At 71.3% G+C, this 19614-nt stretch carries 19 protein-coding genes and 1 pseudogene; 9 read left to right on the top strand and 11 right to left on the bottom strand.

Going from position 1 to position 19614, the window contains the following annotated elements; genetic code table 11:
• Positions 1-30 precede the first annotated feature (30 nt).
• Both ACW4TU_RS03230 and ACW4TU_RS03225 read left to right on the top strand, forming a co-directional pair.
• On the top strand, positions 31-1062 hold the full coding sequence (locus ACW4TU_RS03230) for a LacI family DNA-binding transcriptional regulator (protein WP_457424406.1): 1032 nt from the start codon (positions 31-33) through the stop codon (positions 1060-1062).
• 112 nt (positions 1063-1174) lie between these two features.
• Complete coding sequence (locus ACW4TU_RS03225) at positions 1175-2476, top strand: alpha/beta fold hydrolase (RefSeq protein WP_457424404.1); 1302 nt, start codon at positions 1175-1177, stop codon at positions 2474-2476.
• A 14-nt stretch (positions 2477-2490) separates the two neighbouring features.
• Here ACW4TU_RS03225 and ACW4TU_RS03220 read toward each other — a convergent pair whose 3' ends face one another.
• Both ACW4TU_RS03220 and ACW4TU_RS03215 read right to left on the bottom strand, forming a co-directional pair.
• Positions 2491-2691: a DUF5999 family protein gene (locus ACW4TU_RS03220; protein ID WP_457424402.1), complete on the bottom strand. Its 201-nt coding sequence runs from the start codon at positions 2689-2691 to the stop codon at positions 2491-2493.
• Between the two features lie 105 nt (positions 2692-2796).
• Positions 2797-4272: a cytochrome P450 gene (locus ACW4TU_RS03215; protein WP_457424400.1), complete on the bottom strand. Its 1476-nt coding sequence runs from the start codon at positions 4270-4272 to the stop codon at positions 2797-2799.
• Between the two features lie 107 nt (positions 4273-4379).
• Here ACW4TU_RS03215 and ACW4TU_RS03210 point away from each other — a divergent pair, with 107 nt between their 5' ends.
• Together ACW4TU_RS03210 and ACW4TU_RS03205 are read left to right on the top strand one after the other, a co-directional pair.
• Complete coding sequence (locus ACW4TU_RS03210) at positions 4380-4988, top strand: TetR/AcrR family transcriptional regulator (protein ID WP_457424398.1); 609 nt, start codon at positions 4380-4382, stop codon at positions 4986-4988.
• A 92-nt stretch (positions 4989-5080) separates the two neighbouring features.
• The gene (locus tag ACW4TU_RS03205) at positions 5081-5806 is read left to right on the top strand and encodes a DUF2470 domain-containing protein (protein ID WP_457424396.1); all 726 of its coding nucleotides are present in this window, start codon (positions 5081-5083) and stop codon (positions 5804-5806) included.
• Here ACW4TU_RS03205 and ACW4TU_RS03200 read toward each other — a convergent pair.
• The 3 genes and pseudogenes from ACW4TU_RS03200 to ACW4TU_RS03190 form a co-directional block, all read right to left on the bottom strand.
• A pseudogene (locus ACW4TU_RS03200) lies at positions 5774-6043 on the bottom strand (lactonase family protein); the annotation flags it as partial. The gene ACW4TU_RS03205 and the pseudogene ACW4TU_RS03200 sit on opposite strands and share 33 nt — an antisense overlap.
• 69 nt (positions 6044-6112) lie before the next feature.
• Entirely contained in the window at positions 6113-7153 is a 1041-nt protein-coding gene (locus ACW4TU_RS03195; RefSeq protein ID WP_457424394.1) for a hypothetical protein, read from the bottom strand.
• Positions 7154-7207: 54 nt separating this feature from the next.
• Positions 7208-8464, bottom strand: coding sequence for an FUSC family protein (locus ACW4TU_RS03190; protein WP_457424392.1), 1257 nt, complete (start codon positions 8462-8464; stop codon positions 7208-7210).
• A gap of 152 nt (positions 8465-8616) precedes the next feature.
• Here ACW4TU_RS03190 and ACW4TU_RS03185 point away from each other — a divergent pair, with 152 nt between their 5' ends.
• Both ACW4TU_RS03185 and ACW4TU_RS03180 read left to right on the top strand, forming a co-directional pair.
• Positions 8617-9483: a DUF3626 domain-containing protein gene (locus ACW4TU_RS03185; protein WP_457424390.1), complete on the top strand. Its 867-nt coding sequence runs from the start codon at positions 8617-8619 to the stop codon at positions 9481-9483.
• Positions 9484-9604: 121 nt separating this feature from the next.
• A complete protein-coding gene (locus ACW4TU_RS03180) occupies positions 9605-10576 on the top strand; it encodes a phosphotransferase family protein (RefSeq protein ID WP_457424388.1) in 972 nt (323 codons plus the stop codon).
• A gap of 183 nt (positions 10577-10759) precedes the next feature.
• On the opposite strand, the gene ACW4TU_RS03175 is transcribed toward ACW4TU_RS03180, so the two are convergent.
• Positions 10760-11872 carry a PHP domain-containing protein gene (locus ACW4TU_RS03175; protein WP_457424386.1) on the bottom strand — a complete coding sequence of 371 codons (1113 nt, stop codon included), beginning with the start codon at positions 11870-11872 and terminating at the stop codon, positions 10760-10762.
• A 123-nt stretch (positions 11873-11995) separates the two neighbouring features.
• On the opposite strand from ACW4TU_RS03175, the gene ACW4TU_RS03170 reads away from it, so the two are divergent.
• Positions 11996-12235 (top strand): hypothetical protein, encoded by a 240-nt coding sequence (locus ACW4TU_RS03170; RefSeq protein ID WP_457424384.1) that lies wholly within the window; start codon positions 11996-11998, stop codon positions 12233-12235.
• 21 nt (positions 12236-12256) lie between these two features.
• On the opposite strand, the gene ACW4TU_RS03165 is transcribed toward ACW4TU_RS03170, so the two are convergent.
• The 3 genes from ACW4TU_RS03165 to otr(A) all read right to left on the bottom strand — a co-directional run bounded on the left by ACW4TU_RS03165 (position 12257) and on the right by otr(A) (position 15705).
• Complete coding sequence (locus ACW4TU_RS03165; protein ID WP_457424382.1) at positions 12257-12943, bottom strand: VanZ family protein; 687 nt, start codon at positions 12941-12943, stop codon at positions 12257-12259.
• A gap of 110 nt (positions 12944-13053) precedes the next feature.
• Positions 13054-13713: a DUF4230 domain-containing protein gene (locus ACW4TU_RS03160; protein WP_457424380.1), complete on the bottom strand. Its 660-nt coding sequence runs from the start codon at positions 13711-13713 to the stop codon at positions 13054-13056.
• A gap of 96 nt (positions 13714-13809) precedes the next feature.
• Positions 13810-15705, bottom strand: coding sequence for a tetracycline resistance ribosomal protection protein Otr(A) (gene otr(A), locus ACW4TU_RS03155; RefSeq protein ID WP_457424378.1), 1896 nt, complete (start codon positions 15703-15705; stop codon positions 13810-13812).
• A 215-nt stretch (positions 15706-15920) separates the two neighbouring features.
• Here otr(A) and ACW4TU_RS03150 point away from each other — a divergent pair, with 215 nt between their 5' ends.
• Positions 15921-16871: a ribose-phosphate diphosphokinase gene (locus ACW4TU_RS03150; protein ID WP_457424376.1), complete on the top strand. Its 951-nt coding sequence runs from the start codon at positions 15921-15923 to the stop codon at positions 16869-16871.
• Between the two features lie 89 nt (positions 16872-16960).
• Here ACW4TU_RS03150 and ACW4TU_RS03145 read toward each other — a convergent pair whose 3' ends face one another.
• Positions 16961-17341, bottom strand: coding sequence for an anti-sigma factor antagonist (locus ACW4TU_RS03145; protein ID WP_457424374.1), 381 nt, complete (start codon positions 17339-17341; stop codon positions 16961-16963).
• A gap of 232 nt (positions 17342-17573) precedes the next feature.
• On the bottom strand, positions 17574-18002 hold the full coding sequence (locus tag ACW4TU_RS03140; RefSeq protein WP_457424372.1) for a MarR family winged helix-turn-helix transcriptional regulator: 429 nt from the start codon (positions 18000-18002) through the stop codon (positions 17574-17576).
• Positions 18003-18105: 103 nt separating this feature from the next.
• On the opposite strand from ACW4TU_RS03140, the gene ACW4TU_RS03135 reads away from it, so the two are divergent.
• Positions 18106-19560: an aldehyde dehydrogenase family protein gene (locus ACW4TU_RS03135; protein ID WP_457424370.1), complete on the top strand. Its 1455-nt coding sequence runs from the start codon at positions 18106-18108 to the stop codon at positions 19558-19560.
• Positions 19561-19614: the final 54 nt, after the last annotated feature.

Below are 19614 nucleotides of genomic sequence, written 5' to 3'. Positions count from 1 at the left end.
ACCGTTCGTTTCCCTGGAGGTCCCCGCCTGATGGCCCAGCCGGTGGGTATCAAGGACGTAGCCCGCGCCGCCGGAGTTTCGGTGGGCACGGTCTCGAACGTCATCAACCGCCCGGACTCGGTCGCCACCGAGACCCGTGCCCGTGTGCTGTCCGCGATCGACCGCCTCGGCTACGTCCGCAGCGAGTCGGCCCGTCAGCTGCGCGCCGGGCGCAGCCGGATCATGGGGCTGCTCGTCCTGGACATGGGCAACCCCTTCTTCGTGGACGTGGCACGCGGTGCCGAGCGGGCCGCGCGGGACGCCGGGCTCGGTGTGATGGTCTGCAACAGCGCGCAGAGCGCCGGGGAGGAGGCCGACTACCTGTCGCTCTTCGCCGAGCAGCGGGTGCGCGGTGTGCTGCTGACCCCGGCCGACGCGACCGGCCGCAACATCGAGGCGTTCCGCCGTCACGGCATCCCGTTCGTCCTGGTCGACCGGGTCGCCGAGGGCACCACCGAGTGCTCGGTGTCCGTGGACGACGTCGCGGGCGGCGCACTGGCCGTCCGCCATCTCATCGACGCCGGACACCGCTCCATCGCGTACGTCAGCGGACCGCCCGGTTTCAACCAGGTGCGCGACCGCCGTACGGGCGCCATGAACGCGCTCGCCGAGGCCGGCCTCAGCCCCTCGGCCCTGCGCGAGCTGCCCACCGAGCGCCTCGACGTCGCTGCGGGCCGGGACGCCGGCGCCCGCCTCCTGGGTCTCGCCGACCGCCCGACCGCCGCCTTCTGCGCCAACGACCTGCTCGCCCTCGGAGTCCTGCAGGCCATGTACGCGGCCGGCGTCGGTGTCCCCGACGACCTCGCCATCGTCGGCTACGACGACATCGAGTTCGCCGCCGCCGCGGCCGTCCCCCTGACCTCCGTCCGCCAGCCCGCCGTGACCATGGGCGCCCTGGCCGCGGAACTCCTCCTGGAGGAGACCGAGACGGAGGCGGAGTCCGGCGGGAGGCGGCACTCCCACCGCAGGGTCGTGCTCCAGCCGGAGCTGGTGGTCCGGCGCTCCAGCCTTTCGGCGCGCTGAGCCCCCGTTCAGTAGCGGTTCCCGGGAATTTCTTGATCCACGGGGTCGGCCGGGCGAAGAATCTGTGCTGGACTGGACGACGGTTCGGAATCCGTACGTTCAAGGAGCCCTGTTGTCCGCCAGCTACCGGCAGGTCGGTGTCGTCCTCACCGACCGTCGCTTCACTGTCCCCCTCGACCACGACGACCCGGCCGGGGAGCGTATCGAGCTCTACGCCCGCGAGGTCGTCGCGAGCGACAGGGTGGACGCCGAACTGCCCTGGCTGGTCTATCTGCAGGGCGGCCCAGGCTTCGGGGCGAACCGTTTCATCGGCCGTGAGGCCTGGCTGGAGCGGGCTCTGCGGGAGTACCGGGTGCTGCTCCTCGACCAGCGCGGCACAGGTGCCTCCACACCCGCCAACCGCCAGACCCTTCCGTTGCGCGGCGGCCCCGGCGAACAGGCCGACTACCTGGCCCACTTCCGTGCCGACTCGATCGTCCGTGACTGCGAGGCCATCCGTCGCAAGGTCACAGGGGGCGCCCCCTGGGCTGTCCTCGGCCAGAGTTTCGGCGGCTTCTGCGCGGTCTCCTATCTGTCCAACGCGCCTGAGGGCCTGAGCACCGTCGTCATCACCGGCGGGCTGCCCTCCCTCGACGCGAGCGCCGACGACGTCTACCGGGCCGCCTACCCGCGCATCGAACGCAAGGTCGCCGCGCACTACGCCCGCTACCCGCAGGACGTCGAGCGGGCCCGGCAGATCGCCGAGCACCTCCTCCAGCACGACATCACCCTGCCGAACGGCTACCGGTTCACCGTCGAGGCGTTCCAGTCGCTGGGCATCATGCTCGGCCGCGGCGACGGCAGCCACCGGCTTCACTTCCTGCTGGAGGACGCCTTCGTCCGCACTCCGCAGGGCCCCGCCCTGTCCGACTCCTTCCAGGAGGAGGCCCAGGGGCTGCTGTCGTACGCGGGTCACCCGCTGTACGCGCTCCTCCACGAGGCGGTCTACGGCCAGGACGCGGGCCCCACGGACTGGGCCGCGGAGCGGGTGCGCCGCGAGTTCCCGCAGTTCGACGCCGCCAAGACGCTGACCGGCGACGGTCCGCTGCTGTTCACGGGCGAGTCCGTGCACCCCTGGATGTTCGACAACGACCCCGCCCTGCGCCCGCTGCGCGAGACCGCGGAGGACCTGGCCGGGGGGCGGGGCTGGCCGCCCCTGTACGAACCGGACCGGCTCGCCGTCAACGAGGTGCCGGTCGCGGCCGCCGTCTACCACGACGACATGTACGTCGACACCGCCCACTCCCTCCGGACGGCCCGCGCCGTCCGGGGCCTGCGCACCTGGGTGACGGACGAGTTCGAGCACGACGGAGTGCGGGCGGGCGGCCCCCGGGTGCTCGACCGGCTGCTCGCCCTGACCCGCGACGAGGTGTGACGACCACCGGTCGCTCAGGCGGCGACGGCGAGTCCGCCGACGCCGCGCAGCGGGCCCACGGCCCGTCCGTCCGGCAGGAGTTCACCCGTGTCGTCGAAGACGATGGTTCCGTTGCAGAGCAGGTTCCAGCCCTGCTCCGGGTGGGCGGTGACGATGACGGCCGCGTCATGGTCCGGACTGTCGACGGCCGGGCACGAAGGCTGATGGGTGCACATGGTCTCTCCCGCGTCTCAAGGGTCTGCCTCTGTAGTAGCGCAGGTTGTTTTCCTCTGTATGTGGAGACCCCGACACGCCGGGAAATTCATCTGTGAGGTGACGGTTCAGGCAGCCGCCAACTCCGGCCCCGGGGACCGGCGTTCGAGATGCAGCCGGAGTCCCTCCGGTATCACCGTCAGCCGTTCCGCCACCCGCAGCCGGTAGTCCGGGTCGGGCCTCAGGTCGTAGCGGCGCAGGAGTAGACCGAGGACGAGTGTCGCCTCGTGCAGGGCGAACTGGCGGCCGATGCACGCCCGGGCCCCGGTGCCCCAGGGTTTGAACGCGTGTGCGGGGCGGGAGCGCACGGCCGCCGCGTCGAAACGGTCCGGGTCGAAACGGTCGGCGTCGGCGCCCCAGACGGCCGGGTCGCGGTGCAGCAGCGGAGCGAGGACCAGCGTCCAGGCGCCCTCGCGCATCGGATGCTCGCCGCCGAGCACCGTGTCGTGCCGGGCCTCGCGGGCGAAGCCGGGCGCCGTCGGCCACAGCCGCAGCGACTCGTCGAGCACCCGGCGCACATAACGCAGCTTGGCGACCTGGTCGTAGCCGGGGACGGCCGCCCCGCCCCAGACCCGGTCCACCTCGGCGCGGGCGCGGGCGGCGACCTCCGGGTGCCGGGAGAGGTAGTGCAGGGCGAAGGAGAGCGCACCGGACGTGGTCTCGTGGCCCGCGATGAGGAAGGTGAGGACCTGCCGGCGCACGTTCTCCGGCGCCAGGCGTTCGCCGGTCTCCGGGTGGGCGGTGTCGAGCATGCGGTCGAGAAGGTCGCCCGTGCCGCCGCCCTCGCCGTCCGACGCCCGGCGGGCCCGTATGAGCTCGTCGACCGTGCGGTTCAGGTACGCCGTGCCGGCCTCGTTGCGGCGCGTGGCCCGGCGCAGCAGCAGTGGGGCGAGCGGGGCGGGGACGATGTTCAGATACTGCGCGTGGTTCAGACTCCCCACCATCGCCGTCACGAAGGGGTGCGGGCGCTCGCGCTCGAAGGAGCCGAAGTCGTGCCCGAAGCCGGTGCGCGCGATCGTCTCCAGGGTCAGCTTCGTCATGTCGCCGGGCACGTCCACCGCGCGGCCGGCGGCCAGTTCCCCGTCCCAGTGGGCCGTGAGCCGCTCGGCCACGGCGAGCATCATCGGGTGGTAGCCGGCCATCGCCTCGCGGCTGAAGCCGGGGGCGAGGACGTCGTGCGCCAGCTGCCAGTTGGGCTCGTCGTTGTACGCGGTGAACAGCCCGTCCCCGGCGACCGGACGGAGGTTGGCCACCCCGAGGCCCACATGTTTGGCGAAGCGTGACTCGTCCGCCAGATCGGCGGTGAGATCCGCGCCCCACACGAACACGATCTCCTTGCCGAACGCCCTGCGCCGGAAGATCGGCCCCAGGGGCAGCCCGATCCGCATCGAGTCCTGGAGGGGCGTACGGGGACGGACGCCGACCAGATCGCCGAGCAGCGGGATCCGGTGCGGCGGACGCGGGATCCGGTGCAGCTCCGGCCAGCCCAGCTCGGCACTGCGGAATCCCCTGGACGGAGCGCTCCGGGTCGCCGTCTCGGTCATGACGCCATCTCCCTTGATGCAGGGGCGTGTTGATGCTGTTGTACGTGGATTCAATAACGGGGTCAGTCTGATCCCGCTGTTGAATCGGCGTCAAGTAAAGTGCGGACATGGCCGCGGAAGAGGGTGCGCGCACGCGTCGCCGGCTCAGTACCGGGGAGCGCCGGGAGCAGCTCCTCGCGGTCGGCGCGCGGCTGTTCTCGGAGAGCCCGTACGACGATGTGTGGATCGAGCAGGTCGCCGAGATCGCCGGGGTCTCGCGCGGGCTGCTCTACCACTACTACCCGACCAAGCGGGACTTCTTCGCTGCCGTCGTGGAGCGCGAGAGCGAGCGCATGCTGCGCATGACGGCCACCGTGCCGGGCGTTCCCGCACGGGAGCAGCTCGACGCGAACCTCGACGCCTTCCTCGCGTACGTCGAGGAGCACGCGCACGGCTATCGCGCCTTCCACCGTGCCGACGCGTCCGGCGACCAGGCCGTGCGGAAGGTCTATCAGCGGGCACTGGCCGCGCAGGAGCGGCAGATCCTCGCGGCACTGACGGCCGACCCGGAGTTCGGGCGGCTGTCCGAGAAGCGGCCCGACCTGCGGCTCGCCGTCCGCGGCTGGCTGGCGTTCACGACCGCCGTGTGCCTGGAGTGGCTGCGCGGCTCGGACCTGTCCCGGCAGCAGGTACGGGACCTGTGCGCGCGGTCGCTGCTCGGCACCCTCGCGCCCTGAGCGGCTGTTCGCGGTCGGTCTCCTTGCGGGAGGTGGTTGGCGTACGCCCGGATCTTCGATAGGTTAGGCAAGGCTTACCTAAGGAGATCGGGATGGGTGACAGTCAGACCTGGACGGCCGCGCCCGCAGCGGCGGAACGCGCGCGTTCGGTACTCGCCGCCGCGTGGTCCTGCGCGGTGACCGCGGACGGCGGGCGCGAGGAGTTCGTCGGTGCGCACACCGTTGGCGAGGACGGCCGGGTGGTCCTGGACGTACCGGCGGACAGCGCGCTGCTCGCCGCCGCCGTCTGCGCCCCACGCGGCGAGCCGTCGGCCGTGCTGGAGTTCGCCGACGTCTCGCCCGTCCCCGTGCGCAGCCGGATCCGCGCCCGGCTGTGGATGGCCGGCTGGTTCTCCGCCGAAGGGGAGCGGCTCGCGTTCCGTCCGACGCGCGTGGTGCTGCGCCAGACCTCCGGTGCCGTCGTCGTCGACCTCGACGAGTTCGCCGCCGCCGCGCCCGACCCGCTGGCCACGGCCGAGGCGGGACTGCTGACCCACCTCGCCGACTGCCACGGCGACGCCGTCGAGCGACTCACCCGTCTGGTCGAGCCGGACAGCCTGCACGGCGCCGTCAAGGTCCAGCCGCTCGCCGTCGACCGGCACGGGCTCACCCTGCGCATCGAGCGCGCCCGCACCCACGGCGACGTACGGCTGGCGTTCCACCAGCCCGCCGACACCGTCTCCCAGCTCACCGAGCGCATGCACATCCTGCTCACCCGGGCCGGCGCCGCCTCCTGCCCCCGCGCGCTACAGCGGCAGCGCACAGACGACGACCGGTGACGCGAACGGCTCGCCCGCCAGCCGCAGTTCACCGCTCGCGCGGTCGACGTGGAAGACGCTGACCGTACTCGAGCGCTGGTTCGCCGCGAACAGCAGGTTCCCGTGCGGCGAGAGGGCGATGTGGCGCGGGAAGTCGCCCGCGACCGGCACCGTGCCGAGGAGCCGGAGACGGGCCCCGCCCGCCTCGACGGCGTACCGCGTCAGGCTGTTGTGCCCCCGGTTCGCCAGGTACGCGTACGTGACTTGGATCAGCCGGCACATACAAGAAAAGCAACGCGCGTTGCGCAGATTGCAACGCAGGCGGGCTTACCAGTCTCCGTCCTCCACCGGCTTCCCCGTCAGCGGCTCCACCTGTCCCGGTGACGGCGCCTGCCAGGGCTCGTGGTCGTCGCCGAGCCAGTCGCCGACCGGTTTCACGGCCGTCAGGGGGTCCGTGGGGGCAAGGTCCTCGGCGTCCTGGTCGAAGTAGTCGAACCAGGGCAGACCCGCCCGCGTGTACGCCGCGCGGTCCACGGGGGACGGGGGCGGGGCTTCGCCGGTGATACGGCGCCACTCGGGTGGCGTCACGAGGTGCACGAACACGCGTCCGGCAGGGCGCTCGGACCAGGCGGTGAGCGGCCGGTCGTCCCGGTAGACCTCCTGGCGCATGGAGCCGCCGACGCCCAGACCCATCGCCGCCCCCGACCGCTGCGGCCCCGCCGCGCCACCGGGCGCAGGCGGGGCGGCCATCGCCATGGGCGCCATGGGTACGGCCCCGCCGTACCCCCCGGTCGAAGCGATCGCCCGGGCCCGCTCCGCCCGGCGCTGCTCCTCCTCGCGCCACTTCGCCAGTTCCGCGTCGGTCAGCGGGAACGACCGGAGCTGTACGCCGCCCCACACCTCCTCGCCGGTGACCTGGCCCTCGACGGTCGCGCCCAGCCCGAGCGGCACCGCCACGAACTGGCGGACCGTGCCCCTGCCCGAGTTGATGCCATCGAGCCAGGGCTGACGCGGCAGCACCACGTAGTTCTGCGGCTTCCTGGACAGCCGGTCGCTCCACGGCTCGCCCGACACCGCGCACACCTTGCCCACACCGACCTGCAACGCGGCGGGCTGCGTCGTGCCCCCGAAGCTCAGCCACATCGCCTCGCGCAGATACACCGGCAGCAGCACCCCACCGCGCGCCCGCCAGGCCTCCGGCACCGTGTCGGCGTAGTCGGCGACCCGGCGGACCGGGAACTCGCCGAGCCCCGGCGGCAGTGGATGCGTGCCGGTCTCCGGCAGACGGAGGGTGCGGATGAACCGCACGGCCACACCGCCCGGCAGCCTGAGTGTGTTCCCGTCGATCCGCACACCGGAGTCACCCATGCGCAGCCCCCTCAATCCCGGTCGGTGCCAGTCGTTCTGTCCTGTGTGACTTCGTCACATAGAACGACGTGACACCGCCTTGTGGTTCCGGCCCGGAACGCGCACGTGCTTCACGTACTTCCGCAGCCGGGTCAACCAGGACATCCGCTCCCGCTCCTCACGGGTGCAGCGGTCCAGTTCCTCCAGCAGCCGTCGGGAGCGGTGCTCGGTGTCCAGCTCGTCGAGGATGCGGTTGACCTCGGTCAGGACGGCACCGTGCAGCTGCCACTGCCGCGCGTCCCGCTGGATCTCCGCGAGAAGCAGCTGGGCGAGCTTGTCGCGGGTGGCTGTCGCGGCCCGGAGCTCGGTGGTGAGGCGGCTCTCCGCCGACTCGGCGCTGACACTGACGTCGGTGGTGACGAGGACCGCGAAACTGACCACCGCGTCGGCGATCTCGGCCAGCAGCCGCTCCAGCGCGGCGCCCGTCTCCGGGGCGAACAGCCGCTCCGGCTCCCGTTCCTTGGCCAGGTCGGTGAGGCTGCGGGCGAGGACACGCAGGACGACCGTGCAGATCTCCAGCGTGTCCAGGCCGGTGCGCAGCACCACCCGGTGCAACAGGCCCTCCCGGACGCGCGGATTGAGCCGCAGGCTGTCCTCGGCCTGTTTCAGGGCCGCGTCCACCTCGACGATGTCGTGGTCGAGCCGGCGGGCCTCGTGCAGACGGGCGGTCGCGTGGTCCACGGGGGTGCGGCCGGCGGCCTCCTCACCCATACGCAGCATCAACTGCCGTACCCGGCGCGCCAGCCCCTCGATGGACTGGCCGGCCGCGTCCACCCACACCGGGGGAGCGAACAGCAGGTTGAAGGCGAGCCCGACGACCGCGCCGATCACGGTCTCCAGGACCCGGGCCCAGGCCGTGTCGCCGACCCGTGTGACGCCGAGCACCAGCATCGCGCTGATCGCCACCTCGGGCACGAACTCACTGACCCGCACCAGATGCCCGACCGCCAGCGAGGCCAGGATGATCAGCCCGAGGCTCCACCACGTCAGGCCCACCAGCACACTGAAGCCGATCGCGATGACGACCCCGGCGACCACGGAGTTCACCCGGCGGATGCCGGTGGTGATGGTGGCGTAGAGGGTGACCTGGACGACGAGGAGCGCGGTCAGCGGGGCAGTGAGCGGCGCGGCCTCGGGACTGAGACGGAGCGCGACGACGTACGCGATCGTCGCGGCCGCCGCCGACCGCAGCGACTGCACGACCACGGGCTCGCGGCGCTTTCGCACGAACCGGACGACGGACGCCGCCCACTCACCTGGTACCACGCGCATGCGCACACCTCCCTTCCCACAAAGGAACCGAGCCTACTCAGCGAAGCCCCCGAGCGCGCGGCAGGCGGAGGGAGGCATTCCTCACGCGATCAGGGAGTTTCCCTCGGTGACCAAAAAATTCTGGATCTCAGGGGCCGCCGGGTGATCTCCTGATGCGCATGATGGGCGACCTCGATTCCGTGCACACGCAGGCCCTCCGCCATGTCGCCGCCCTCTCCGCCGGCCCGGCTGTGCCCCCTGACCTCCGGGTCACCCTGAACTTCCACCCCGACCGGACGGTCCGTGAACTGCCTCTGCTGCGGGCGCTGGCCAAGGACGGCTTCTACCGCTCCCAGTTCGTCACCGGTACCAGCAACGGCGGGCTCACCGCCCATCCCGGCGGCGACCGCCGGCGCTGGGAGAGCCGGATGTTCGCCGGGGCGTACGACAGCGCGCCCGCCCAACAGCGTCCGGTGTACGGCGCGTTGAACTTCCGCCGTCAAGTCGTGGGCGCCGCACCGAGGTTCGGCTCAGCGCACTTCCGGCTGACCGGCGCCGCCCTCGCCCGGGCCACCTTCTGCTACCCGGACAGCGCGGCGGAACCCGACCACTTCGGGGTCGCCGCCGGTATGTCCCTCGTCGCCCTGGCCGAGGCGGACACACAGGACGCGCTCGACGACTACATCGAGGCCCAGGTGCACGGTCCCGTCGCGCTCGCCCGGGACGTGGAGGCGCTGGTCCTCGACGCGAGCTATCGCGGCACCCCGGTGGAGAAGGCGGCCCGCACCCTGCCCGTACCGCTCGAATGGCACCCCGGATACCGGCTCTCCGTAGGGGAGTTGCGCCGCCACGCCGACTACCGGGGACCCGAGTACGTCGAACTGGGCGCCCGGATCGCCGAGGACGGCCGCATCGACCCACGGATCATCGGCGACGCGGCACGCACCGGACGCCATGAACTCCAGCACCTGAAGATGGTGTGGCACTGCCTCGCCCGGTTCGGCGCGCCCGAGGGCGCGGGTACCGCCTGTTCCGCCTAGTTTCCCCCGCACCCCAGGTCTGTCCTGTGCGGGCCGGTCCGGCCGGCGGCACGTTCCGTACCCTGTTCCGGTGCCGTACGCAGGGCGCGGGCGCGGCTGGTCGAGACAGGGGGCGCGAACGGTGACGGATTCGTGGGAGCGGGCCGGACAGGTCCTCGTATCGGCGGGTCTGCCCCCGGACCGCCTGGTGGACTGCCGTGCGCTCACCGGCGGGACGTACAACACCGTCGAGGAGCTCCGGCTGGTCGACGGCGGCAGATACGTCCTGAAGGTCCCGCCGCCAAAAACGGTGCCGGGGCTGCGCCACGAGTCCCGACTACTGGTCTCCGAGGCGGAGTTCTACCGGGCCGCCGGCACGGTCGGCGTACCGGCGCCGAGTGTCGTCGCCCTCGGGGACGGGCACCTGCTGATGACCGCCTGCCCGGGTGATCCGTGGGACGACTCCACGACCGGCGCCGAGCGGGCCCTGCTGAGGGGGGAGCTGGGCGGCCTGGTGGCCCGCCTGCACCAGGTCACCGGGCCCGCCTTCGGCTACCCCTCAGGCGCCCTCGGCCCCCTCGCCCCCGACTGGCGTACGGCTTTCACGGCGATGCTCGACGCCGTGCTCGACGACGCCGTCCGCTACGACGCCTGGCTGCCGGTTCCGGTGGACGAGGTGGTCCGTATCGTCCGGGGCGCGTACGACGCCCTTGACGAGGTCACCGTTCCCCAGTTGGTCCACTTCGATCTCTGGCAGGGGAACATCCTGGTGGACCGTTCGACGGGGGCGCCCCGGATCGGCGGCCTCATCGACGGTGAGCGCATGTTCTGGGGCGACCCGGTGGCCGACTTCGTGTCACTGGCGCTGCTGGGGGACATCAGGGGCGACGAGGCGTTTCTGCGGGGTTATCGGGAAGCGGGAGGCCGGGTCGAGTTCGACGGGGCGACCTGCCGGCGGCTTGCTCTGTACCGCGCCTACCTGTACCTGATCATGCTGGCCGAGACGGTGCCGCGGGCTGTGGGGGAGGAGCGTGTGAAGTGGACGCGGGACGTGGTGGGACCCGCGCTGCTGGGTGCGTTGGACGATCTCCCACCCGCGCACCGCCCGTACTGATCCGCTTGGTGTCGAGTATGCGCTTCCAGCATGTCCTGCTCCGGTTGCGGATGCGCGCCCGGTGCAGGAGGCGGGTGAGGGCGTGACGGACCTGCCCGGTGGTGCCGGGACGCCGGACCGCGACTGCACAGACGCCGGTGAGGGAGCCGACAGGGCATGTACGAATGTGGAGTGCGCACGAAGTCAGACCGCGCCGCCGCTCTCCGCGACGTCCGGTGGCAGCCTGCGCTCCCGCGTCCAGGCCAGCAGGTCGTCCACCGGCCAGGTCGTGACCACCCGCCCGGCCGGTACGCCGCACTCCTCGGCGCGGGCACAGCCGTGGATCTGCCAGTCCAGCTGGCCGGGCGCGTGCGCGTCGGTGTCGATCGAGAACAGCACGCCCGCCGCCACGGCCTGCCGCAGCAGCCGGCGCGGCGGGTCCAGCCGCTCCGGCCGGCTGTTGATCTCCACGGCCGTGCCCGTCTCCGCGCAGGCGGCGAACACCGCGTCCGCGTCGAACTCCGACTCGGGCCGCTCACGCCCCCCGCCCCGCTTGCCCCGCCCGCCGCCACCACCCCGGGGCTCAGGCCCGACGAGCAGCCGCCCGGTGCAGTGTCCGAGCACGTCCGAGTGCGGATCGCGTACGGCGGCCACCATCCGGCGGGTCATCGAGCGTGCGTCCATGCGCAGCTTGGAGTGCACGGACACCACCACGACGTCCAGCAGGTCCAGGAGCTCCGGATCCTGGTCCAGGGAGCCGTCGTCGAGGATGTCGCACTCGATGCCGGTGAGCAGCCGGAACGGCTCCCAGGTCGCGTTGAGTTCCGCGACCAGGGCCAACTGTTCGCGCAACCGCTCGGCGGACAGACCGTGCGCCACCGTGAGACGAGGTGAGTGATCGGTGAGTACGGCCCACTCGTGCCCGAGCCGTGCGGCCGTGCGGCCCATCTCCTCGACCGGGCTGCCGCCGTCCGACCAGTCGGAGTGCAGATGACAGTCTCCGCGCAGCAGGGCCCGCAGCCGCTCCCCGTCCCCGAGAGGCGGGGTCATTCCCTGCTCGCGCTCCAGCTTCTCCAGGTAGCCGGGCACCTGTCCGGCGAGCGCCTCCCGCACCACCTGTGCGGTCTTCGGGCCGATGCCCTTGAGCGACTCCAGCGTGCCGGTGTCGGCCCGCTGCCGTATCTCGTCCGGGGGCAGCGTCGCCAGCACGTCGATCGCGGTGCGGAACGCGCGTACGCGATACGTCGGCGCCAGGGAGCGCTCCAGCAGGAAGGCGATCCGGTCCAGCGCCTCGACGGGATCCATCGCCATGGCCATCGTCACCTCCGCCTACAGCGTCGCGCGAGCTCGGCGGGTCCGCACCACGGAGGGGCGGAGGCAACCGTTCCGCCACCGTCCGTGGCCGGTACGTGATGGCCGGATTCGCTCTACGCTCGATGCATGACCGAAATAGCGAGCCCCTACATCTCCCATCCGCGGATCATGGTGCTCGGGGTACAGCCGGGCGTCCCGCCGTTCCGGATCGTGGAGATCGACGGCGAGGTGGCCGGAGCGGCCCGGACGCTCACCGATGTGCTGATGGTCGCCGCCGCGGCCGGCGTCCCGGTTCATGATCTCGACGATCCGGACACGGTCCGCTGGGTCGGCGGCGACAAACTCACCTGGACGAGGTCGAGGTAGCCGCTCCGGCGGGCCGCCGGGCTACACCTGCCGCTGCTTGGGCGCGTGCACCGCGCGGCTGAGCCGACGGCCGACGAGCAGGTAACCGATCAGCGCACCCGTGGTGTTGAGGATGACGTCGTCGACGTCGAAGGCGCGGCCGGTGATCATCGCACCCTGGGCCACCTCGACCATGAGCATGACGAACGCGGTCAGGAACACCACCCGCAGAACCCCCCGTGTCCGGGGCGCGATGACGGGCATCAGAATGCCGAAGGGCACGCCGAGCACCAGGTTTCCACCGATCTGCCGGATGGCGTCCCGCATTTCGGGCTGGTCCAGGTAGGCGCGCAGCGAGCGGCCCGGATGGAAGTTGGTGTGGGTCAGCGCCACGGACGCCGGAGACGGCTCCAGGGTCAGCCGGGCCAGCACCACGGCGAACGCCACCATGAACAAGAAGGCACAGAGAACCGCCAGCACCCGGGCCAGGAAGGCGAACGGCCGACGCTTCGGCGGAGCCTGCTCGGGCGGCGGCTCCGGGGCCGCCTTCGGTGCCCTCCGGATCTTCGAGGAGAACTTCGACGACCACCCCGACGACACCTTCGACGACCTGACTGTGGCCTTCGGAGGTGACTTGGGTGCGGACTTCGGCGGGATCTTGGGCGGCTTGCTCTCCGCCTTCGCCGGGCGCAGGCGCGCGGCGAGGGTGCGCGGAGCTGATCGGGCCATCAACGTCCTCCGGTGTTCAACTGGTCCCCGTGCAACGGCAGCTACCCCCGAACAGGCCGAGAATGCCGCTCCGGCCTGCCCGGATCCAGGATTCGGGCAGGCCGGCTCTCTCAGGTCCCGTACGTTACCTTCACGTCCGTGAAGCCGAGGGAGCCGAGCAGGCCCTTGAGCATGCTGGTCGTGTTCTGCTCGGCACGCACGGTCAGTTCGCTCTCCTTCGCAGCGTCGCCGATGTGCCGGGCCGCCAGCTTCTGGACGGCCTGTTCGTCGTTCGGGTTGTCGGAGAAGAGGTCGGTGATCCGGTCGAAGATTCCGCGCTGCTTGGAGACCGCATAGGAGCGGTCGGGGTCCAGCGCGGGCTTTCCGAGCGCCGCGTGCGGCAGCCGGAGCGTCGCGGAGGTGCGGTCCTTGTTGACCGTCACGTCGTTCTTGGCGAGCTTGCCGAGGTCGACATAGGCGTCGACCGTGCCGGCACCCACGTAGAGCACACGGGTGCCCTTGATCGCGTCGGGCAGGTACTTGGTGTCCTTCTCCAGGTCCACGACGATCTGGAAGTTGCCGGACGCCGCTTCGTAACGGCTCATGTCCTGGATGGATTCGAGGAGCGCGGGTCCTGAACGGTCGTGCGTCTCCTCGCCGAAGATGTCCCCCAGCCCCGGCAGCACCGCCAGCCGGAGCCCGGCCAGCAGCAGCGCGAACACCAGCACCACGCCACTGAGCACCTTGGCCCAGAGTGGCATGCGTCGCACGGCCTTGATGGGCGTCGTCATGGCGACGGACCTCCTTCTTCCTACGTACTGAACCGCATGCCCGCCAAATGCCCTGGCAGACCGTCCTGTTGACGTATCGCAACAATTGAGAGAGGCCTACCGGAGCGCCCGGTCGCCCGACACGCGCGACCACCACACCCCCTCGCCGTGTGTCAGCCCCGGCAACCGCAGCTCAGCCTCGCGCACCCGCCGCGCCGCCAGTGCACCGGTGAGGTGCCAGACGGCGCCGTCACCCGTGGTCCGGCCGAACTCCGCGCCGAGGGACGCGAGCAGACCGGTCACCGGCGCCAGCGCACTCGACGGGATCTCCAACTCGAAGGCATGGTACGGCTCGTACACCCGCGTCCCGGACCGCTCCAGGGCGCGGCGCAGTACCACCGGCGTGAGCGCCCGGAAGTCCGCGGCGGTGCTGAGCGGCCCGACGAACCCGGAGCGGACGAGGACGACCCGGCAGTCGGTGACCGGCCACGTCTGCGGGCCGGCCAGCAGACCGGCGTGGACGGAGTCCTCGATCGCCTGGTGGAACGCGCGGGGGAGCGCGCCGAGTTCGGTCTCGTACGTGAACACCGCGCCCGAACCGAGCGCCCCCGGCTCGACGCGCAGCCCGACCGTCGCGAAGCAGCGGGCGCGGTCGAGCCACGGATTCTCCTCGGACGCCGCGCCGGTGCCCGCGGGCCGCTCCAGGAACCGGACGCGGCTCGGCTCGAACTCGGCGTCGATGCCGAAGTCCTGGGCGAGGGTGGCGCCGAGGACCTCCTTCTGCACCTCGCCGTAGAGCAACAGCGCGGTGCTGCCGTCGGCCGCGGGCCGGGCGTGGGTCAGCGGGTCCTGGTCGGCCAGGGTCAGCAGGGCCGAGCGAAGGCGCGCCGACTGCTCCGGGCGCCGGGCCCGGACCAGGGTCTCCAGGGTCGGGGGCGCGAACTGCGGTGCTCGGGAGCCGAGTTCGCCGAGGCGGTCGCCGACCCGGACGGCGCCGAGACCGGTCAGGGCGCCGATGTTCCCGGCGGTGAGCGGGCCTCGGCGGCCGATCACCTCAAGGCCGGTGACCCGGCCGGGGACCTCGATGGTCCGGCCGTCGGCCTCCCGCCGCAGGAAGGTCAGCCGCTGACGCTCCGTCACCACACCCTCGTACAGCCGCAGATACGCCGTCCGCCCGCCGTCCGGTGTGGGGCGTACGGCGAACACCGTGCCGCGTGGGGCCGCCCCCGCGCCGGTCGGGGCGGGCCGGGGGACGAGCCGGGTCAGGGCCTCGACGAGTTCGGGTACGCCCTGGCCGCCGAGCGCGGAGCCGAAGAGGAGCGGGTGGAGCGAGCCGTCGGCCGTGCGGGCGGCCAGGGCCTTGTCCAGCTCGTCCGGGGTCGGCGCGGGGCCGTCCACCAGCGCCGCGAGAACGCCCGGGTCGACCTCGGCGATCGCCTCCGCCGAGGCCGCGGCCGTGAGGGGGCGGGGCCGGGTACGGGCGGCCGGAGTGCCGACGCCGTCGACGTCGGTGAGGGGGACGATGTACGGGGTCAGGCGGCGGCGGACGTCCGTGAGCAGGGCCTCGGACCGGGCGCCCGCACGGTCGATCTTGTTGACGAAGACCAGCGTGGGCAGCCGCAGCCGCCGCAGGGTCCTCATCAGCACGCGCGTCTGCGCCTGGACGCCCTCCACGGCGGACAACAGCAGCACCGCGCCGTCCAGGACCTCCAGAGCGCGTTCGACCTCGGCGATGAAGTCGGAGTGCCCCGGGGTGTCGATGAGGTTGATCCGGGTGTCGCCGGCCGTGAACGCGGCGACCGCCGAGCGGATGGTGATCCCGCGCTGCCGCTCGATCGCGCCGTCGTCCGTCCGGGTGTCACCGGCGTCGACGCTGCCGAGCCGGTCGATCGCGCCCGAGTCGAACAGCAGCCGCTCGGTGAGACTGGTCTTACCGGCGTCGACGTGGGCCAGAATCCCGATGTTCAGGGTGTGCTGGGGGTGCGGGGTCTGCGGGGTCTGCGAGGTGCGCATGGGTGGTCGAGTCCTCGGGAACGGTGATCCGGCATGGGCGGAGGGTTCCGAGGAATCGGCGCATTCCGTGCTCCTGAGGTCGGGGGGATTCGGCCGTGCTCATCATGGCGCGGCCCCGGCGGCCGGCCGCAACCGAATATCCCGGCCGGTGGCGGACCGGGAAGGTCAGTAGCATGGGCACCGGCCGAGCGGAATGATCATGCTAGGAGCAGATCGTGCGAGACATCGCCGTGTTCAGCGGTAGTGCCCACCCCGAACTGGCCGCCGAGGTCTGCGAGCACCTGGGGGTGCCCCTGCGGCCCACCCAGGTCAGCCGGTTCGCCAACGACTGCCTGGAGGTCCAGCTGCAGGCCAACTGCCGTGAGCGGGACGTCTTCCTGATCCAGCCACTGGTCACGCCGGTCCAGGAACACCTGGTCGAGCTGCTGATGATGTGCGACGCGGCGCGCGGGGCGTCGGCGGGGCGGATTTCGGTCGTCATGCCGCACTACGCCTACGCCCGCTCCGACAAGAAGGACATGCCCCGGATCTCGCTCGGCGGACGCCTCGTCGCGGACCTGCTGGTCGCGGCCGGCGCGAGCCGTGTCCTCGCGATGACCCTGCACTCCCCGCAGGTCCACGGCTTCTTCTCGGTCCCGGTCGACCATCTGCACGCCCTGCGCGAACTCGCCGAGCACTTCCGCCAGTACGACCTGTCCCGTACGACGGTCGTGTCGCCGGACCTCGGCAACGCCAAGGAGGCCGCGCATTTCGCCCGGCTGATCGGCGCCGAGGTGGCCGCCGGGGCCAAGCAGCGGTTCGCGGACGACCGGGTGAGCATCAGCTCCGTGATCGGCACGGTCGCCGGCCGGGACGTCATCGTGCTGGACGACGAGATCGCCAAGGGCAGTACGGTCCTCGAACTCCTCGAACGGCTGAGGGAGTTGGGGCCACGGTCCATCAGGGTCGCCTGCACCCACGGGCTGTTCGCGGCGGGCGCGCTCAAGCGGCTGAGCGAGCAGCCGGACGTGCTGGAGATCGTGTGCACCAACACCGTGCCGATCCCGGAGGAGGAGCGCACCGAGAAGCTTCGGGTGCTGTCGATCGCCCCGGCGCTCGCCGAGGCCGTGCGTCGCATTCACAACGGTGAGTCCGTCAGCGCCCTCTTCGACGCACCGGGAACCTGATGGGCAGGCCTGATGGACAGGGTCAGGTCACGAAGATCATGAAGGAGCCGTGCCGTGCCGTGCCGTGGTCGATGGTGGTCAGGTGCGGGTCATAACGTGCCGGACGCTGTCTCGGGCAGCTCCAGGGCCGCGTCCAGTGACGCCGCCGGTGGCAGCACCTTGGCCAGGCCGGTGACCTTGAGGACGCGCAGCGTGAGCGGGTGCGTGCAGACCAGGCGGAGGGTGCCTTCGTGGGCGAGCACCCGATGCCGGGCCCGGTACAGCAGACGCAGTCCCGAGCAGTCGAAGAACTCGACATCCGTCAGGTCGATCACGATCCGGGCGTCCGGGTGCCCGGTCGCCGCGTCCAGGTGCGGGATGATCTCGACGGCCGCGGCGATGTCGATCTCGCCGTGGAACTCCAGCACCGTGTGGCCGCGGTCCTGGTGGACGCGCAGATAGCGGGTGGGCGGTGGAGGATCCTGCTGCACGACGACATCGCCTCCAACCGGCTGTTGTGGTGGCGGAACCAGCCAGTCACCGGGGGCCGGGGTGACGTCGTGCGATGAGCGTAGACGTACTACCGGGCCCAGATGAGCGCAACTGAGTGTCCCGCCCTGCAAGTTACCCTCGTTAGAGTGAATTTGAGCATGTTCGATTGACATATGTCTTCGAAATTGAAGCGTGTCTCGCACGCGTCTTTCCGTGATCGGCGGGGAGGGGCTACGACAGTGCGTGCCAGGCCGTGGAGAGTGCCTGCCGGAACTGGTCCGCCTGGTGTGACGTGAGGTCGCGGATCATCCGTTCCTCCAGCTCCCGCACGGGCTCGGTGAAGCGGTCGAGCAGCTCGCGGCCGGCGTCGGTGAGCAGGATCAGCAGCTCCCTGCGATTGCGTGGATTGCGCTCCCGGCGCACGAGCCCCCGGTTCTCCAGGGACCGGACGAGGTCGGCGATGGACTGCGCGGTGACGAACGAGTCACGGGCCAGCTGGGCCGCGGAGAGGCCGTCGTGTCGCTCGAGGACAGTGAGCGAGGTGTACTGGAGTGCGGTGATGCCGGCCGGTCTGACCAGCTCGTCCAGATGGGAGCGCACGACGAGCTCCACCTGCTTGACCATGTAGAGCAGTGAGGGGGGTGCCTTGGTGCTGACCATGGATTCAGATTAGAGCATTGACAGGAAACCTGTCTGTAATCAGACTGCGGACCAACAGGAATCCTGTTGATTGAAATCTTGGCGATGAGGCTGAGGAGTGGTGATGACCACCTTCGAGATCGAACCCGGGCGACTGTTTGTCGGAGGACAGTGGCGCGAGGCGGCGGACGGAGCACGTACCGAGGTGGTCGACCCGTCCCGGGGCACGGTCGTCACGACCGTCGCGGAGGCGTCGGCGGCCGACGTGGACGCGGCCGTGCGTGCCGCGCGGGAGGCCTTCGACAACGGCCCGTGGGCCACGACGACCGGTCGTGAGCGCGGCCGGATCCTGAACCGGGTCGCCCAGCTGATCCGGGAGAACGCGGACGAGATCGCGCAGCTCGAGAGTCTCGACGTGGGCAAGCCGATCAGCCTGTGCCACGCCGTCGACGTGACCAACGCGGCCAACGACTACGAGTACTTCGCCGCCCTCGCCTTCTCCCTGGACGGCGCGACCCGCGAGACGGGCCACAACGCCCTCGCCTACACCAAGCGCGAGGCCATCGGCGTCGTCGCCGCGATCACACCCTTCAACTTCCCCCTGATCCTTGCCGGTACGAAGCTGGGACCGGCGCTGGCCGCCGGCAACACGGTGGTGCACAAGCCCGCCGACGAGACCCCGCTCAGCGCCCTCTACATGGCCAGGCTGTTCCAGGAGGCCGGTGTCCCGGACGGCGTCGTCAACGTCGTCACCGGCACCGGCCCGGTGGCCGGCGAGGCGCTGCTGCGGCACAACGGCGTCGACAAGATCGCCTTCACCGGCTCCACCGCCATCGGCCGCCACGTGGCGAGCGCCGCGGGCGAGGCGCTCAAGCCGGTCACCATGGAGCTGGGCGGCAACGCGGCGCACATCGTCTTCGAGGACGCCGACGTGGAGAAGGCGGTCGGCGCGGTCATCAAGGCCTTCGTCTTCAACACCGGCCAGTTCTGCATGAGCGGCCCGCGACTGCTGGTCGCGCGCCCGGTGTACGAGACCCTGATCGGCATCCTCGCCGACGCGGTGCCCGGGGTGCCGGTCGGAGACCCCCGGCAGCCCGAGACCGTGGTCGGGCCGATGGCGGGGGAGAAGCATCTGCGCAAGGTCGAGGAGTATGTCGCGCTGGCCCGCAAGGAGGGCGCCCGGATCGTCTGCGGCGGCGAGCGGCTCGACCTGGACGGCGGCTACTACTACAAGCCGACGGTGATCGCCGACCTGGCCAACGACTCCCGGGTCGTCCAGGAGGAGATCTTCGGCCCGGTCCTCACGGTCCAGCCCTTCGACTCCGAGGACGAGGCGGTCCAGCTCGCCAACTCCACGCCGTACGGCCTGGCTTCGGGCATCCAGACCACCAACCTGGCCCGTGCCCACCGCGTCGCGAACCGGCTCCAGGCGGGCATCGTCTGGATCAACGACTGGGCGATGCTCGACCCCGCGATCCCCTTCGGCGGTGTGAAGGACTCCGGTTTCGGCCGCGAGTACGGCCCCGAGGCGCTCGCCGCGTACACCAAGGTGAAGTCGGTAGTCGTCTCACTCGACTGAGTGCGCGCCCGACCCACCAGCTCGCCACCTCGTAAGCCCTTGAGCCCGTAAGGG

It is taken from the genome of Streptomyces kryoterrae (assembly GCF_054072135.1).
This window is presented reverse-complemented; position numbering and strand designations above follow the sequence as displayed.